Consider the following 13247-nt stretch of genomic DNA (forward strand, 5'->3'; position numbering starts at 1 on the left):
GAATTTTCCGTAAGACATAGTTCCTGTGCAGGTGTAAAAAATTCATTCAACCGTACAGAAATAAACACGCCATCGCTGAAACGGCCGAATTCAACTTCAACATTCAACAAACCTTAAACAGTCAGACCGCGTTTAAACATCAGCTTGCTTTTAAATGCGCCCGTCTTTATATGCAGGCAAAAAAAATGGCCCCTTGGACTAGGGGCCATTTTTACAACGAGGGTCGCACTCAGAACAGCTTGCGACCCTTGTTGGCGGCGATGCGCATACGCAACGCGTTCAGCTTGATGAAGCCTGCCGCGTCCGCCTGGTTGTAGGCGCCACCGTCTTCTTCGAAGGTGGCGATGTTGGCGTCGAACAGCGACTCATCAGACTTGCGACCGGTAACGATCACGTTGCCCTTGTACAGCTTCAGGCGCACAACGCCGTTCACGTGGACCTGGGAGGCGTCGATCATCTGTTGCAGCATCAGACGCTCCGGGCTCCACCAGTAACCGGTGTAGATCAGGCTGGCGTACTTGGGCATCAGCTCGTCTTTGAGGTGAGCCACTTCACGGTCCAGGGTGATCGACTCAATGGCGCGGTGAGCGCGCAGCATGATGGTGCCGCCTGGGGTTTCGTAGCAACCACGGGACTTCATGCCCACGTAGCGGTTCTCGACGATGTCGAGACGGCCGATACCGTGTTCGCCACCGATACGGTTCAGGGTCGCCAGCACGGTGGCCGGGGTCATTTCGACGCCGTCCAGTGCAACGATGTCGCCGTTGCGGTAGGTCAGTTCCAGGTACTGGGCCTTGTCTGGAGCGTTCTCCGGGGAGACGGTCCATTTCCACATGTCTTCTTCGTGCTCGGTCCAGGTGTCTTCCAGCACGCCGCCTTCATAGGAGATGTGCAGCAAGTTGGCGTCCATCGAGTACGGGGACTTCTTCTTGCCGTGACGCTCGATCGGGATTGCATGCTTTTCAGCGTAATCCATCAGCTTTTCACGGGACAGCAGGTCCCATTCACGCCAAGGAGCAATCACTTTCACGCCTGGCTTGAGCGCGTAGGCGCCCAGTTCGAAACGCACCTGGTCGTTGCCCTTGCCGGTAGCGCCATGGGAAATGGCGTCGGCGCCGGTTTCGTTGGCGATTTCGATCAGGCGTTTGGCGATCAGCGGGCGTGCGATGGAAGTACCCAGCAGGTACTCGCCTTCGTAGACGGTGTTGGCGCGAAACATCGGGAAGACGAAATCGCGGACGAATTCTTCGCGCAGGTCGTCAATGTAGATCTCTTTCACGCCCATGGCTTGCGCCTTGGCACGTGCAGGTTCGACCTCTTCGCCCTGACCCAGGTCAGCGGTGAAGGTCACCACTTCACAGTTATAAGTATCCTGCAGCCACTTGAGGATCACCGAAGTGTCCAGGCCGCCGGAATACGCGAGAACGACCTTGTTTACGTCGGCCATGCCATCACTCCACGGGGTTGTACGGAAAGCCGTCGATTCTACCGACCAAAACCGTGAATTTACAGAGGCGCGACAGCAAATGAAGATAAAGCGACAGATTATGTCGAGCGGGCGACCGATGGTCGCACCTTATGACGTGTGTGCCGCGCTGCTCGGGCCAGTGGCCTGGGGTGCCGGTTTCTCGGGGGCAGCCACGCGTTCGAGCTGAATATTCACGCGACGATTGCGGGCGCGGTTGGCGGCATTGGTATTGGGCGCCAGTGGGTAACTTTCACCGTGAAAACGCAGGGTGATCTGCGATTCCTGAATGCCATTGGCCTTGAAGTAGTCCATCACCGCCAGGGCACGACGGCGCGAGACGTCACGGTTGGTCAGGCGGTTACCGCTGTTGTCGGAATGACCATTGAGCTCGACGTGATTAACCGTCGGGTCGGCTTTCATGAACGCGAGAATCACGTCCAGCTTCTTCTTGGCAGCGGCGTCCAGCTCGATACCGCCGCCGGGGAAGCCGACTTCAGTCTGTTTGACCTGATCGTAATTCATCGGCAACAGCTTGGTGGTGCACAGTTGATAGTCGTTGAAGGCCTTGTTGAATTTCACCGGCAACAGGCGGACCTCCGAGTAGCCGCCCTCACGCCCGTAATGCCGCACCGTCGGGCTACGCCCCTCCAGCAAACCCGTGAACAAACGCCCGGCCTGGGCCTGGGAGCTGTTGAACAGCACGTCGCCACTGCCAACACGCACGGCGCCCAAGTTGATATCACCACGGCCCGGTTGCCAGGGTGCCGCCGCAGCCAGCAAGGTCGCCGAGCCCGCTCCGAGCGCGCCGCTATAGGCTTTCAGGCGAAATGTCGCCTGCTCGCCGGCCCGGCGCACAAACTCACCCGAACCGAAATCGGTGATCGGCTGGGCCAGGCGGCACTCGAATTGGTCGCCTTCCACCTTCCACTCAATATTCTCCAGACGTGTCTGGAATGTGAGTGCCATCGCAGGCAGGCTGGCGAACACACTGAGCAGGGCTAGATAATGCTGGCGCACGGGAGGCTCCACTGGTTTCTACAACACTTCAAAGCGTCATACGTCGTTAAGGCATACCCAGGGATATCGGACACGTGCGGCAAAACTTGATAGCGAGTGCCTGCAAGAGTCTTTTCCGGTAGCATTCCCACCAGATTGACCCGCCTGGAATCCCCAATGTCCGACCGCCTGACCCTGCTGCGTCCCGACGACTGGCATATTCATCTTCGCGATGGTGCTGCGTTACCCCAAACCGTGGCCGATGTAGCGCGCACGTTTGGCCGCGCGATTATCATGCCTAACCTGGTACCTCCGGTGCGTAATGCCGAGCAAGCCGATGCCTATCGCCAGCGTATCCTCGCTGCGCGCCCGGCCGGCAGCCGCTTCGAACCGTTGATGGTGCTCTACCTCACCGACCGTACCCAGCCTGCCGAAATCCGCGAGGCCAAGGCCAGCGGTTTTGTGTACGCCGCCAAGTTGTACCCGGCGGGCGCGACCACCAACTCCGACTCCGGCGTGACCAGTATCGACAAGATCCTGCCGGCAATCGAAGCCATGGCTGAAGTCGGCATGCCGCTGCTGATCCACGGTGAAGTCACCCGTGGCGATGTGGATGTGTTTGATCGTGAAAAGATCTTCATCGACGAGCATATGCGCCGCGTGGTCGAGCTGTTCCCGACCCTCAAGGTCGTGTTCGAACACATCACCACCGCCGACGCCGTGCAGTTCGTCAACGAGGCTTCGGCCAACGTCGGCGCGACCATCACCGCGCATCACCTGCTTTACAACCGCAACCACATGCTGGTGGGCGGGATTCGGCCGCACTTCTATTGCCTGCCGATCCTCAAGCGCAACACCCACCAGGTGGCCCTGCTGGACGCCGCTACCAGCGGCAGCCCGAAGTTCTTCCTCGGCACCGACTCGGCGCCCCACGCCCAGCACGCCAAAGAAGCTGCGTGCGGCTGTGCCGGTTGCTACACCGCGTATGCCGCCATCGAGCTGTATGCCGAAGCGTTTGAACAGCGCAACGCCCTGGACAAGCTCGAAGCCTTCGCCAGCCTCAACGGCCCGCGCTTCTACGGCCTGCCGGCGAATACCGACCGCATTACCCTGGTTCGTGAAGATTGGACCGCCCCTGCCAGCCTGCCGTTTGGCGAGCTGACTGTTATCCCGCTGCGCGCCGGTGAAACACTGCGCTGGCGCCTGCTGGAGGAAAGCAAGTGAGTGAAGACCATTACGACGACGAACACGAGCACAGTGGTGGCGGCTCCCGCCACCCGATGGCCGAGCGGTTTCGCGGTTATCTGCCGGTTGTCATCGACGTAGAAACCGGTGGTTTCAACTGCGCCACCGACGCATTGCTGGAAATCGCCGCGACCACTATCGGCATGGATGAACAGGGTTTTGTGTTCCCGGAACACACCCACTTCTTCCGTGTTGAGCCGTTTGAAGGCGCGAATATCGAAGCTGCAGCCCTGGAGTTCACCGGCATCAAGCTCGATCACCCACTGCGCATGGCCGTGAGTGAAGAAGCGGCGCTGACCGATATCTTCCGTGGTGTGCGTAAAGCGTTGAAGGCCAATGGCTGCAAACGCGCGATCCTGGTGGGCCATAACAGCAGCTTCGACCTGGGCTTCCTGAATGCTGCCGTGACGCGGTTGGACATGAAGCGCAACCCGTTTCACCCGTTCTCCAGCTTTGACACCGCCACGCTTGCGGGCCTGGCTTACGGCCAGACCGTGCTGGCAAAGGCCTGCCAGGCGGCCGGTATCGACTTTGATGGTCGTGAGGCCCACTCGGCCCGCTACGACACCGAGAAGACTGCCGAGCTGTTCTGCGGCATCGTCAATCGGTGGAAGCAAATGGGCGGCTGGGAAGACTTCAACGACTGAGGCTGACGCCTTTGTGGTTGTGGCGAGGGAGCTTGCTCCCGCTGGGTTGCGCAGCGGCCCCAATAAGACCGCCGCGGTTAACCTGTTAAACTGCGGTGTCAGGTTATGGGGCTGCTTCGCAGCCCAGCGGGAGCAAGCTCCCTCGCCACAGAACCAAATGCAGTGCATAAAAAAACCGGCCCTCACAGGCCGGTTTTTTTGTACCTGAAACGAGGCTTACAGCTTGCCAGCGTTCTCGGTCAGGTAAGCCGCAACGCCTTCTGGCGAAGCGTTCATGCCTTTGTCGCCTTTTTTCCAGTTGGCAGGGCAGACTTCGCCGTGCTCTTCGTGGAATTGCAGGGCGTCAACCAGACGGATCAGCTCTTCCATGTTACGGCCCAGCGGCAGGTCGTTGATGATCTGCGAGCGTACAACGCCCTTGTCGTCGATCAGGAACGCGCCACGGAACGCCACGCCGCCTTCGGACTCAACGTCGTAGGCCTTGGCAATGTCGTGCTTCATGTCGGCAGCCATGGTGTATTTGACTTTGCCGATGCCGCCATCATTGATGGCGGTGTTGCGCCAGGCGTTGTGGGTGAAATGGGAGTCGATGGAAACGGCTACCACTTCAACATTGCGCGCCTTGAAATCGTCCATGCGGTGGTCCAGAGCGATCAGCTCCGACGGGCACACGAAGGTGAAGTCCAGCGGGTAGAAGAACACCAGGCCGTATTTGCCTTTGATGGCTTCAGACAGTTTGAAGCTGTCTACGATTTCGCCATTGCCGAGGACGGCAGGTACGTCGAAATCCGGGGCTTGTTTGCCGACGAGTACGCTCATTGGGTATCTCCTGATGTAAGGGTGACGATTGAAGTAAAAGGACCAGCCCAAGTCTGGCGCAGTTAAGCGACAGGCCTGTGACGCGGTCACGCTTCGTGAAGACCGACCATCATACACTGAAAAAACCGTTCGTCAGCGCGCCGCAGGTACCTGGCAATACCCTGTGAATCTACTTTGACAATCATTCTCGTTAACATTAAGATCCATCGCACTTAAGCCTTAAACCCGCGATGGTTCTCCCTTATGTATGTCTGCCTCTGCACTGGCGTCACCGACGGACAAATCCGCGAAGCAATCTATGAAGGTTGCTGCAGCTACAAGGAAGTACGTGAAACCACCGGCGTTGCCAGCCAGTGCGGCAAATGTGCTTGCCTCGCCAAGCAAGTGGTACGGGAAACCCTGACGCAGCTGCAAACAGCCCAGGCCGCACTCCCCTACTCAGCAGAATTTACACACGCTTAAATAGGCGTGTTTTGAAGAACCGGACTTAATGTCCGGTTTTTTTATGCCCGTAATTCAATTAGTTAGCGTCAAGACGCGGAACACAAACATTCTTATTCCGATTAATTTTCATTTATTATTCAATAACTTAGGTTTGACACTAGGGATTTCGCCGCTCAAACTCCGCCCTATACACAGCTATTACAGGGCAGGACCCCAGTCATGAAAGGCGACATCTCAGTCATCCAGCAACTCAACAAAATCCTTGCCAATGAACTGGTCGCGATCAATCAGTACTTTCTGCATGCGCGCATGTATGACGATTGGGGCCTGGAAAAGCTCGGCAAGCGTGAATACAAAGAATCGATCAAGGCCATGAAGGACGCAGACGCGCTGATCAAGCGCATCCTGTTCCTGGAAGGGCTGCCGAACGTACAGGACCTGGGCAAGCTGAACATCGGCGAGCACACCCAGGAGATGATCAGCAGCGACCTGAAGTTCGAGCAGAAGATCCACAGCGACCTCAAGGCCGCCATCGCTCACTGCGAAACCAAAGGCGACTTCGGCAGCCGTGAGCTGCTGGAAGATATCCTGGAAGATCAGGAAGAACATATCGACTGGCTGGAAACCCAGCTGGGCTTGATCGTTAAAGTCAGCCTGGAAAACTACCTGCAATCGCAGATGGGTGAATAAGCGCTGAAGATCGTTCCCACTTGAGCATGGTGACGCAGAGCGTCACAGGATGCATTCCCACGCGGAGCGTGGGAACGATCACAAAAAAGCCCCGCTCTCTTTCGAGAAGCGGGGCTTTTTATTGCATTCGGGTCAAGCGTCAGTCTTGGCCGCCGCGTTTACCGCTGCTTCTTTGATCAGCGCTTGCAGCGAACCGTCAGCAGCCATCTCAGTGATGATATCGCTACCGCCGACCAGCTCACCGGCTACCCACAGTTGTGGGAAAGTTGGCCAGTTGGCGTACTTCGGCAGGTTGGCACGGATTTCCGGGTTTTGCAGGATATCCACGTAAGCGAATTTCTCGCCGCACGCCATGATGGCCTGGGAAGCCTTCGCGGAGAAACCGCACTGAGGAGCGTTCGGGGCGCCCTTCATATAAAGCAGAATGGTGTTATTGGCAATCTGCTCTTTGATCGTTTCGATGATATCCATGGAACACCTCGGCTGGAACTTTGCGACTCACAGGTCGGCACGGTGGCGCATTGTAACGCAAAATTCCAGCGCGGTGCTCGGGCCTTATGCGGCGGCCACCTGTACCGGCACGCCATTAAGCGCGGCGTTTCCAGACAATTCATCCAATTGCCGCTCGTCGGTCAGGTCATTGGCACTGGCCCCAGGCTGCCCACTGGCGATGGTCATGCGCACGCCTGGACGACCGTGGCCCCAGCCGTGTGGCAGGCTGACCACGCCAGGCATCATGTCCAGGCTGGCCACCACTTCCACTTCGATCTCGCCAACGCGTGAGCTGACGCGCACCCACTGCCCATCACTCAATTGTCGGCTGGCAAGGTCGTCGGGATGCATATGCAGTTGATGGCGCGGCTTGCCCTTCACCAGGCGGTGATAGTTATGCATCCAGGAATTGTTGCTGCGTACATGCCGACGGCCGATCAGTAACAGCTCATTGACCATTGGCACCGGCTGGGCCGCAAAGCGCGCCAGGTCTGCCAGGACCACCGCAGGCGCTGCCTGCACGTGGCCGTCGGCGGTTTTCAAGCGTGCGGCCAAGTTGGGGTTGAGCGCCCCCAGATCCACGCCATGGGGATGATCAGCGAGCGTGGCCACCGACAGTTTGTGCTCGGACGCATCGCCATAGACCCCGGCACGCAAGCCAAAGTCGATCATCTGTGCCGGCGCCATGGTCGGCTTGAGCACCGCGCCGGTGTGCGCAGCGAAGGCCTTGGCCAAGCCGACAAAGATCTCCCAATCATGCAACGCGCCGGCAGGCTTGGGCAGGATCGCGCGATTGAAGCGGGTGACGTTACGCACTGCGAACATATTGAACGTGGTGTCGTAGTGATCGTTTTCCAACGCTGAGGTGGACGGCAAGATCAGGTCGGCATAGCGCGTGGTTTCGTTGATATACAGGTCGACGCTGACCATGAACTCCAAACCGTCCAGGGCCTTCTCCAGTTGGCGACCGTTAGGCGTGGACAGCACCGGGTTTCCGGCCACCGTCACCAGGGCGCGGATCTGCCCTTCGCCTTCAGTGAGCATTTCTTCGGCCAGGGCCGATACGGGTAACTCGCCACCGTACTCCGGCCGCCCGGACACCCGGCTTTGCCAGCGATTGAAGTGCCCGCCGCCAGTGGAGGCCACCAGATCCACCGCCGGCGTGGTGCACAAGGCGCCGCCGACACGGTCGAGGTTGCCCGTGACCAGATTGATCAACTGCACCAGCCAATGGCACAGCGTGCCGAAGGCCTGGGTCGATACGCCCATGCGCCCGTAGCACACGGCCTTGTCCGCCGCCGCAAAGTCCCGCGCCAACTGGCGGATCTGTTCGGCAGGCACCGCACACTGGCGGCTCATGGCTTCGGCGGTAAACCCGGCGATCGCCTGGCGCACATCCTCCAGGCCAGCAATCGGCAAATGGCTGTCGCGGGTCAGGTTTTCGCTGAGCAAGGTGTTGAGCAGCCCGAACAGCAGCGCCGCGTCGCCACCGGGCCGCACGAACACATGCTGATCGGCAATCGCCGCCGTCTCGCTGCGCCGGGGGTCAACCACCACCACTTTGCCGCCGCGGGCCTGGATGGCCTTGAGGCGTTTCTCCACATCGGGCACGGTCATGATGCTGCCGTTGGACGCCAGCGGGTTGCCGCCCAGGATCAGCATGAAATCGGTGTGGTCGATATCCGGAATCGGCAGCAACAAGCCATGGCCGTACATCAGGTGGCTGGTGAGGTGATGGGGCAACTGGTCCACCGAGGTGGCGGAAAACCGATTGCGCGTCTTCAGCAGGCCAAGGAAGTAGTTGCTGTGGGTCATCAACCCGTAGTTATGCACGCTGGGGTTGCCCTGATACACCGCCACCGCGTTCTGCCCGTGCCGGGCCTGGATGCCTGCGAGGCGTTCGGCTACCAGTGCAAAGGCCTCGTCCCACGGGATCGGCTGCCAGTCGCTGCCCACTCGCAGCATGGGCTGGTGCAGGCGGTCGGGGTCGTTCTGAATATCCTGCAGCGCCACGGCTTTTGGGCAAATGTGTCCGCGACTGAACGTGTCCAGCGGGTCGCCCTTGATGGAGGTGATCGCCAGGCTGCCGTCGTCCGCCTGGGTGGTTTCCAGGGTCAGGCCGCAGATGGCTTCACACAAATGGCAGGCACGGTGGTGGAGAGTCTTGGTCATGGCCAGTCTCTTTATTGGGCTTTGGCCCAACTATGGCCCGACACCTGAACGCGCACCAGCAACGTTCGTTCTGTGAATCGAGGGGCATCAGGCCAGGCCATGGGCAAGTGTTTCAAATCTTTGCATAGGCGCTCCGAAACCGACACAACCCGCTCCAGGCCCGCCCCACACATTGCAAAAGGTCTTGGCGCCAGTGTACAAATGGAGCGCTGCTGTCAGGAATCAGTCTTCAAAAGCGCTCCGGCGCCCCTCTTGAACACCCTTAAAAACTGTAGCCCTATTGGTAAGACGCGACATTTAATTATAAGATCGCGCCTTCCCCTATTTCGTCGCCCCGTGCGGCTTTCGCCGCAGGTCTCGCCCGTTGTCACAATAAACAAGGCTTTGAGTATCTGCGGTCTGTTGCAAAAAGGTAGTTAATGATGAGCGCAAGGCACTTTCTCTCCCTGATGGATTGCACGCCCGAAGAGCTGGTCAGCGTGATCCGTCGAGGCATTGAGCTTAAAGACCTGCGTAACCGCGGCGTACTGTTCGAGCCTTTGAAAAACCGTGTGCTCGGGATGATTTTCGAGAAGTCGTCGACCCGCACCCGCGTGTCGTTCGAAGCCGGCATGATCCAGCTGGGTGGCCAAGCCATCTTCCTGTCCTCGCGTGACACCCAACTGGGCCGCGGCGAACCGATCGCCGACGCTGCCCGCGTGATGTCGCGCATGCTCGATGCGGTGATGATCCGTACTTTTGCCCACAGCACCGTGACCGAATTTTCCGCCAACTCGCGCGTACCGGTGATCAACGGCCTGTCCGATGACCTGCACCCGTGCCAGTTGCTGGCCGACATGCAAACCTTCCTTGAACACCGTGGTTCGATCCAGGGCAAGACCGTGGCCTGGATCGGCGACGGCAACAACATGTGCAACAGCTATATAGAAGCGGCGATCCAGTTCGACTTCCAACTGCGTGTGGCCTGCCCCGAAGGCTACGAGCCGGATGCACGTTTCCTGGCCCTGGCCGGTGATCGCGTGACCCTGGTGCGCGACCCGCGTGACGCGGTCATCGGCGCGCACCTGGTGAGCACCGACGTGTGGACCTCCATGGGCCAGGAAGAAGAGACCGCCAAGCGCCTGGCGCTGTTCGCGCCGTTCCAGGTGACCCGCGCCCTGCTCGACCTGGCCGCGCCGGACGTGCTGTTCATGCACTGCCTGCCCGCACACCGTGGCGAAGAAATCAGCCTCGACCTGCTCGACGATGAGCGTTCGGTGGCGTGGGACCAGGCCGAGAACCGCCTGCATGCGCAAAAGGCGCTGCTCGAATTCCTCGTCCCGCCGTCGTACCACCACGCATGAGCCAGCCATTACTGCTGAACCTGCGCAATCTGGCATGCGGCTATCAAGATCAACGCGTGGTGCAGCACCTCAACCTGCACCTCAACGCCGGTGACATCGGCTGCCTGCTGGGCTCCTCGGGTTGCGGAAAAACCACAACTTTGCGCGCGATCGCCGGGTTTGAGCCGGTGCATGAAGGTGAGATCAGCCTGGCCGGTGAAGTAATCTCCAGTGCCGGGTTCACCCTGGCGCCGGAGAAACGTCGCATTGGCATGGTGTTTCAGGACTACGCGCTGTTTCCGCATTTGAGCGTGGCCGACAACATCGCCTTTGGCATTCGCAAGCACCCGCAAAAAGACCGCGTGGTTGGCGAACTGCTGGAACTGGTCAACCTGAAAAACCTCGGCAAGCGTTTCCCCCACGAACTTTCCGGCGGCCAGCAACAACGCGTCGCCCTCGCCCGCGCCTTGGCGCCGGAACCGCAACTGTTGCTGCTCGATGAACCTTTCTCCAACCTCGACGGTGAACTGCGGCGCAAGCTCAGCCATGAAGTACGTGACATTCTCAAGGCGCGCGGCACCAGCGCGATTCTGGTCACCCATGATCAGGAAGAAGCCTTCGCCGTGAGTGATCACGTGGGCGTATTCAAAGAGGGCCGTCTTGAGCAGTGGGACACGCCCTACAACCTCTACCACGAACCGCAAACCCCTTATGTCGCCAGCTTTATCGGCCAGGGGTACTTCATTCGCGGGCAACTGAGTTCGCCGGAATCGGTGAGTACCGAACTGGGTGATCTGCGTGGCAACCGTGCCTACACCTGGCCAACGGGTGGCGCGGTGGATGTGTTGCTACGTCCGGATGACATCGTTTACGCACCCGACAGCGCGTTAAAAGCGCGGATTGTCGGCAAGACTTTCCTCGGCGCTTCGACCTTGTACCGCTTGCAACTGCCGACCGGTGCACAGCTGGAGTCGATTTTCCCCAGCCATGCAGACCATCAGGTGGGTGCGCAGGTGGGGATTCGGGTGGCGGCGGAGCATCTGGTGTTGTTTCAGGCATCGGGCAGCACGGCGGCGCAGATTCCTCAAGTCGAATCCGGCGTGCGACGTTACAGCCCGGCTCACTGACCAACTGACAAACCGGATAAAAATGTGGGAGCTGGCTTGCCTGCGATGGCATCACCTCGGTTCAACTGACAGACCGAGGTGTCTGCATCGCAGGCAAGCCAGCTCCCACATTAGATTTTCAGCGCATTCAGAATTGAGTTTCAGCCCCGCCCAATCGGCGCAAATTTGGCCTGGGTATGCTCGGCCAGCACCGCTGCGGCCAGTTCCACTTCTAACCCCCTCCTCCCTGCGCTCACATGAATCGTCGCAAACTGTTGCGCGGTCTCATCAATAAACGTGCGCAAACGCTTCTTCTGCCCCAACGGGCTGATGCCGCCCAACAGGTAACCGGTAGAGCGCTGCGCCGCTACCGGATCGGCCATCTCGGCTTTTTTAACGCCGGCCGCATGGGCCAGCGCCTTCAGGTCCAGACTTCCGACGACCGGCACCACCGCCACCAGCAATTCACCTTTCTCACTGCTGGCCAGCAAGGTCTTGAACACCTGCGCCGGGTCGAGCCCCAATTTTTCCGCGGCCTCCAGGCCATAAGACGCGGCCTTGGGGTCGTGCTCGTAACTGTGGATGCGATGTTCGGCGCGAACTTTTTTCAACAGGTCCAGTGCGGGTGTCATGACTACTCCGGGCGCGGCAGAAAGATCGCCAATTCTAGGCCAAGCCCGCGCAAAACGCTCTAGTGCGCCCCTCCCGCCATGCGCGCTTGCAGCCTCACCCGTGATCATTCACCAGACCAATAGTTCGAAAATGACCAATGGTTCACTTTCGACCTTTGACAGCGGTCATTCTTGTCTATATTTTTTCGTTTCCGAATACTGTAGGAATAGTGCTCCAGTGTTCCAGCGGGAAGCTGCAGTCAGGATGGGGATCCTGATTACGGTGAAAATCGCGCAACGGCCCGTTGAGGCTGTGCGCCAACAAGAACAACAATCGAGGTTTGCCATGACTACTGCTCTTCAACAGCCTTCACTTTCGAGCCAATGCATGGCCGAATTCCTGGGGACTGCGCTTCTGATCTTCTTCGGTACAGGATGTGTCGCTGCGCTCAAGGTCGCGGGTGCCAGCTTCGGGCTGTGGGAAATCAGTATTATCTGGGGGGTCGGCGTGAGCATGGCGATCTACCTGAGCGCCGGTATTTCCGGGGCGCACCTCAACCCGGCGGTAAGTATCGCGCTGTGCATTTTTGCCGATTTCGAAAAACGCAAACTGCCCTTCTATATCCTCGCGCAAATCGCCGGCGCGTTCTGCTCGGCGGCGTTGGTTTACACGCTGTACAGCAACCTCTTTTTCGATTACGAACAAACTCACCACATGATTCGCGGCTCTCAGGCCAGCCTGGAATTGGCGTCGGTGTTCTCCACCTACCCGCACGCGCTGCTGAGCACGGCCCAGGCATTCCTGGTGGAAATGGTCATCACCGCCATCCTGATGGGCGTGATCATGGCCCTGACCGACGATAACAATGGCCTGCCCCGCGGCCCGTTGGCCCCGCTGTTAATCGGCCTGCTGATTGCAGTTATCGGCAGTGCCATGGGCCCGCTGACCGGCTTTGCGATGAACCCGGCGCGTGATTTCGGCCCCAAGCTGATGACCTTTTTCGCCGGCTGGGGTGAAATGGCCTTTACTGGCGGCCGCGATATTCCTTACTTCCTGGTACCGATTTTCGCGCCGATTGTCGGCGCCTGCCTCGGCGCAGCGGCTTATCGCGGGCTGATTGCCCGCCACTTGCCGAGCGCCGCACCTGCTATAGCTGAAGAAACACCTGACACGGCTGTCAACGGCAAGACTCGTATTTCCTGAAAGCGCCGGCCTGGTGCCCCTGCCCTTCGCG

The 13247-nt window shown here is 59.2% G+C and carries 13 protein-coding genes; 7 read left to right on the forward strand and 6 right to left on the reverse strand.

The annotated features are described in order from the left end of the window. Positions 1-229: 229 nt before the first annotated feature. The gene (locus tag HX790_RS05000; protein ID WP_003208700.1) at positions 230-1447 is read right to left on the reverse strand and encodes an argininosuccinate synthase; all 1218 of its coding nucleotides are present in this window, start codon (positions 1445-1447) and stop codon (positions 230-232) included. Between the two features lie 129 nt (positions 1448-1576). Then, complete coding sequence (locus HX790_RS05005; RefSeq protein ID WP_099548518.1) at positions 1577-2485, reverse strand: OmpA family protein; 909 nt, start codon at positions 2483-2485, stop codon at positions 1577-1579. A 156-nt stretch (positions 2486-2641) separates the two neighbouring features. On the opposite strand from HX790_RS05005, the gene pyrC reads away from it, so the two are divergent. Both pyrC and rnt read left to right on the forward strand, forming a co-directional pair. Further along, the gene (gene pyrC / locus HX790_RS05010; RefSeq protein ID WP_017137042.1) at positions 2642-3688 is read left to right on the forward strand and encodes a dihydroorotase; all 1047 of its coding nucleotides are present in this window, start codon (positions 2642-2644) and stop codon (positions 3686-3688) included. Further along, positions 3685-4356 (forward strand): ribonuclease T, encoded by a 672-nt coding sequence (rnt, locus tag HX790_RS05015; RefSeq protein ID WP_017137041.1) that lies wholly within the window; start codon positions 3685-3687, stop codon positions 4354-4356. Before pyrC ends, rnt begins: the two co-directional genes overlap by 4 nt. A gap of 216 nt (positions 4357-4572) precedes the next feature. On the opposite strand, the gene HX790_RS05020 is transcribed toward rnt, so the two are convergent. Further along, positions 4573-5175, reverse strand: a complete 603-nt coding sequence (locus HX790_RS05020) for a peroxiredoxin (protein WP_003172097.1) — start codon at positions 5173-5175, stop codon at positions 4573-4575. Positions 5176-5418: 243 nt separating this feature from the next. On the opposite strand from HX790_RS05020, the gene HX790_RS05025 reads away from it, so the two are divergent. Then, a complete protein-coding gene (locus HX790_RS05025; RefSeq protein ID WP_010564137.1) occupies positions 5419-5637 on the forward strand; it encodes a bacterioferritin-associated ferredoxin in 219 nt (72 codons plus the stop codon). Between the two features lie 201 nt (positions 5638-5838). Continuing rightward, a complete protein-coding gene (gene bfr, locus HX790_RS05030) occupies positions 5839-6309 on the forward strand; it encodes a bacterioferritin (RefSeq protein ID WP_176991308.1) in 471 nt (156 codons plus the stop codon). A 132-nt stretch (positions 6310-6441) separates the two neighbouring features. Here bfr and grxD read toward each other — a convergent pair whose 3' ends face one another. Beyond that, positions 6442-6780 carry a Grx4 family monothiol glutaredoxin gene (gene grxD, locus HX790_RS05035; RefSeq protein ID WP_058421605.1) on the reverse strand — a complete coding sequence of 113 codons (339 nt, stop codon included), beginning with the start codon at positions 6778-6780 and terminating at the stop codon, positions 6442-6444. A gap of 84 nt (positions 6781-6864) precedes the next feature. After that, positions 6865-8973 carry a molybdopterin oxidoreductase family protein gene (locus tag HX790_RS05040; protein ID WP_176991309.1) on the reverse strand — a complete coding sequence of 703 codons (2109 nt, stop codon included), beginning with the start codon at positions 8971-8973 and terminating at the stop codon, positions 6865-6867. Positions 8974-9395: 422 nt separating this feature from the next. Between HX790_RS05040 and argF the strand changes: the two genes are divergently transcribed. Both argF and HX790_RS05050 read left to right on the forward strand, forming a co-directional pair. Then, entirely contained in the window at positions 9396-10316 is a 921-nt protein-coding gene (gene argF, locus HX790_RS05045; RefSeq protein ID WP_017137038.1) for an ornithine carbamoyltransferase, read from the forward strand. Further along, on the forward strand, positions 10313-11422 hold the full coding sequence (locus tag HX790_RS05050) for an ABC transporter ATP-binding protein (protein WP_176991310.1): 1110 nt from the start codon (positions 10313-10315) through the stop codon (positions 11420-11422). Before argF ends, HX790_RS05050 begins: the two co-directional genes overlap by 4 nt. Before the next feature lie 140 nt (positions 11423-11562). Here the strand turns inward: HX790_RS05050 and ybaK are convergent, their stop codons facing one another. Beyond that, positions 11563-12033, reverse strand: coding sequence for a Cys-tRNA(Pro) deacylase (gene ybaK, locus HX790_RS05055; RefSeq protein ID WP_017137036.1), 471 nt, complete (start codon positions 12031-12033; stop codon positions 11563-11565). A gap of 325 nt (positions 12034-12358) precedes the next feature. On the opposite strand from ybaK, the gene HX790_RS05060 reads away from it, so the two are divergent. Then, on the forward strand, positions 12359-13216 hold the full coding sequence (locus tag HX790_RS05060; RefSeq protein ID WP_169985840.1) for an MIP/aquaporin family protein: 858 nt from the start codon (positions 12359-12361) through the stop codon (positions 13214-13216). Positions 13217-13247 lie beyond the last annotated feature (31 nt).

The organism is Pseudomonas sp. IPO3747 (assembly GCF_013385245.1).
In the GTDB taxonomy this organism is placed as follows: domain Bacteria; phylum Pseudomonadota; class Gammaproteobacteria; order Pseudomonadales; family Pseudomonadaceae; genus Aquipseudomonas; species Aquipseudomonas edaphica.

Bases quoted from the DNA above. Each gene is read 5' to 3' on its own strand.
- HX790_RS05000 (WP_003208700.1), bottom strand. From the start codon at position 1,447: ATGGCCGACGTAAACAAGGTCGTTCTCGCGTATTCCGGCGGCCTGGAC.
- pyrC (WP_017137042.1), top strand. From the start codon at position 2,642: ATGTCCGACCGCCTGACCCTGCTGCGTCCCGACGACTGGCATATTCAT.
- HX790_RS05020 (WP_003172097.1), bottom strand. From the start codon at position 5,175: ATGAGCGTACTCGTCGGCAAACAAGCCCCGGATTTCGACGTACCTGCC.
- HX790_RS05025 (WP_010564137.1), top strand. From the start codon at position 5,419: ATGTATGTCTGCCTCTGCACTGGCGTCACCGACGGACAAATCCGCGAA.
- bfr (WP_176991308.1), top strand. From the start codon at position 5,839: ATGAAAGGCGACATCTCAGTCATCCAGCAACTCAACAAAATCCTTGCC.
- grxD (WP_058421605.1), bottom strand. From the start codon at position 6,780: ATGGATATCATCGAAACGATCAAAGAGCAGATTGCCAATAACACCATT.
- HX790_RS05040 (WP_176991309.1), bottom strand. From the start codon at position 8,973: ATGACCAAGACTCTCCACCACCGTGCCTGCCATTTGTGTGAAGCCATC.
- argF (WP_017137038.1), top strand. From the start codon at position 9,396: ATGAGCGCAAGGCACTTTCTCTCCCTGATGGATTGCACGCCCGAAGAG.
- HX790_RS05050 (WP_176991310.1), top strand. From the start codon at position 10,313: ATGAGCCAGCCATTACTGCTGAACCTGCGCAATCTGGCATGCGGCTAT.
- ybaK (WP_017137036.1), bottom strand. From the start codon at position 12,033: ATGACACCCGCACTGGACCTGTTGAAAAAAGTTCGCGCCGAACATCGC.
- HX790_RS05060 (WP_169985840.1), top strand. From the start codon at position 12,359: ATGACTACTGCTCTTCAACAGCCTTCACTTTCGAGCCAATGCATGGCC.